General features: G+C 64.1%; 3 protein-coding genes. 2 read left to right on the forward strand and 1 reads right to left on the reverse strand.

The genetic code is table 11. The features are described 5' to 3' along the window. The first annotated feature begins 86 nt into the window (after positions 1–86). Positions 87–815 carry a hypothetical protein gene (locus WAO18_RS19805; RefSeq protein WP_422207933.1) on the forward strand — a complete coding sequence of 243 codons (729 nt, stop codon included), beginning with the start codon at positions 87–89 and terminating at the stop codon, positions 813–815. A gap of 23 nt (positions 816–838) precedes the next feature. Next, on the forward strand, positions 839–1,450 hold the full coding sequence (locus tag WAO18_RS19810; protein WP_422207934.1) for a hypothetical protein: 612 nt from the start codon (positions 839–841) through the stop codon (positions 1,448–1,450). A gap of 169 nt (positions 1,451–1,619) precedes the next feature. Here WAO18_RS19810 and WAO18_RS19815 read toward each other — a convergent pair. Next, the coding region (locus tag WAO18_RS19815; protein ID WP_422207935.1) for a LysR family transcriptional regulator at positions 1,620–2,592 on the reverse strand (973 nt) is incomplete at its 5' end.

The raw sequence follows: 2,592 nt of genomic DNA on the forward strand, positions 1-2,592 counted from the left end.
TGACACGACAGAGCGTCACGACGGACGCGCGAGACGCCCACGGCGCAAGGGCCGACGCAGCGGTCCCGGCATGATCGGAGTTTTCGGTGGCTAAATTCGGCCGCGTCGCCGAGATGGGGATCTTTCGGGCAACAAAGACGTTTTTTCGGGACTCCGAAGCGCACGTCGCCCAGGCGGCGGAACCAAAAGTCCTCAAGACTTCAATCCCTCGGAAGTACAAACGAGAACTAACGCTCGCCGGGGCCCCCGGCCGTGAGGCCATGGAGACGATCGACAAGCATGGCGTGAATACTGTCTTCAGAGACGGGGGTGGCAGCATGTACGATCGCGCCAAAAATACGATCTATATCGACGTAAAGAATGGCAGTCCTACGGCAGGACTGGTCCACGAGGCCACGCATGCCCGCTGGACCCGAGAAGGCTGGACAGCAGACGTCAGCCGCCTCGATCGAACTTCCTTCGTCAACCGATCCCTGGACGAAGAGACCGATGCCGCAGTGAATGAGATCAGGACCATCACAGAACTGCGAAAACAAGGCATCGAAGTTCCGGATTCCGCTTTGCAGAGCCATTATACCTACGGCTACAACAACGCGGTTCAATGGAGCGATGCGACGGCGCGTGCCCAGGGAAGGCCTCTCACTTATGCCGAACTGGACCAGGCAGGTCAGCTGGGTGGCCGCGGTGCCGTGAGTGCCGCTTACCATAGCGGACAGATACGAGGCTCGGTCGACGGAACGCCCTACCCGCAGCATTTGGGTGCAGGATGGGATTCGTACCAGGCCTGGTATCGACAGTACGGGCAACAGATCTAACACCTACCACGAGAGAGTGGATCATGATTACCGGTGACAGGGAAACCCGCGAGTTCATCAGTAACGCATTGGAGGCGGAAGGCCACCCCGACAAAGCGTTTCTGGCGACTAATCCGGCCTCGGCGATCATGCACCCATCCGTAGCGCTTCCTGGTGGCGCGGACGTGGTTCGTTTCGACTCGTTTCCGCACCCCAACGCGAGCTTCTATGTCGGAGTCGCCGGGGGGAGGGTCTTTTATCTCACCGAATCGCCAGAGGCTTTCCCGGCGATGATGCGTGCCGCCGGAATCCGTGTCACCTCGTCGGCCGATGCGACCCTGGTCGCGCAATGGTTCGTTGAGACCACACGCGCGATGGACGTGTTCAGCCGCGCCGTCAGCAGCATCGATGACATCGAATGGGCCTCCGGCCCGCTTGCACCTAAGCCTGAGGAGATCAGCGCGCTGACCGACCGGCTGCGGGGCGTCATAGCACCGGCGAGCGCCGAAGCCCAGGGAAACGACTATTTCGTCACCCTCTACGTTCTGCGCGGTTCGAACCTCGTACGCCGAGAAATCACGGTCACCGCCGACGGCAACATCCGCGACCGCGCCGAACGAGTCGCCAAGAACCTCCCCGTGCCGATCAGCATGTGACTGGAGCCGCGCGTCTGCTCGCGGGGTGGCCGTCGCTGGCGAAGGATCAACGGACGCGCAGACACCGTGACTTCGCACGGGCTGATCGCCTTGCGGGCGGCGACTTGACGCGCCGCCGCACTTGATGGCCGTACAGCAAAATCTGCATGTTCGAAGCGCACTCGATCGGTCATGTGCGGTAAAGCTCGGTAAGAAGCTCGAGCACGGGGCGGGTGGCCGGGTGGGGGTCGTCGCGCCACCAGACCAGTCGTACGGCGATCGGTTCGGCGTCGCGTACCGGCAGGTAGACGATGCCGGGCCTTGGATATTGGTCAACGACGGACTGCGCGGTAACCCCCACGCAGCGGCCGGTGGCGATGACCGTGAGCCAGTCGTCGATGTCGCGGCTCTCCTGTGTCGCGGGGCGCGCGTTCGCGGGCCACAAATCCGCGGTGGTCGTTCCGGTGCGCTGGTCAACGAGCAGGACGCGGCTGCTGAGATCGGCCAGATGCACCGAGCGGCGCCGCGCCAGGGGGTCGGAGGCGGCCATCGCGCACCAGCGTGCTTCCAGACCCACGATGGCGCCCTCGAAGCGGCGGTCCTCCAGCGGCCTGCGCATGACCGCGAGGTCCGCGGTGCCCTCGGCCAGGCCGGCGCTCGGGGAGTTGATGCGAAGCAGGTGCAGTTGCGTTTCCGGGTGCGATTCCCGCCACCGGTGTTGAAAGGCGAGTGTGAGTCGGCCGAGTGCCGACCAGGCGTGGCCGATACGCAGTTCGACGTGGCCCGATGTCGCTTCCTGTATCAGGTTGTCGACCTCGGTCAGCACGCGCCGGGCGTGCGCCACGACGCGTAGTCCGATCGCGGTCGGCGAGGTTTCGCGGGACGTACGTCGCAGCAGCCGTACGCCGAGGCGCTTCTCGAGCGCCGCGAGTGTGCGGGAGACCGCAGCCTGTGAGACACCCAGAGCGATCGCGGCGTCGGTGAACGTGCCCTCGTCCACGATCGCGATGAGGCAGCGCAACTGACGCAGCTCGACATCCATAACCGAATCGTATAGTTGGCGGGCTCCATGCATTTTGCGCATGGTCCGGCGCGGCACAGGATCGATGCATGCAAGCAGCCCCCACTCGCCCAGCAGACCGCGCCGTCCTGCCCACGAAGCG

This window comes from Mycobacterium sp. (genome assembly GCF_049278535.1).
GTDB lineage: Bacteria > Actinomycetota > Actinomycetes > Mycobacteriales > Mycobacteriaceae > Mycobacterium.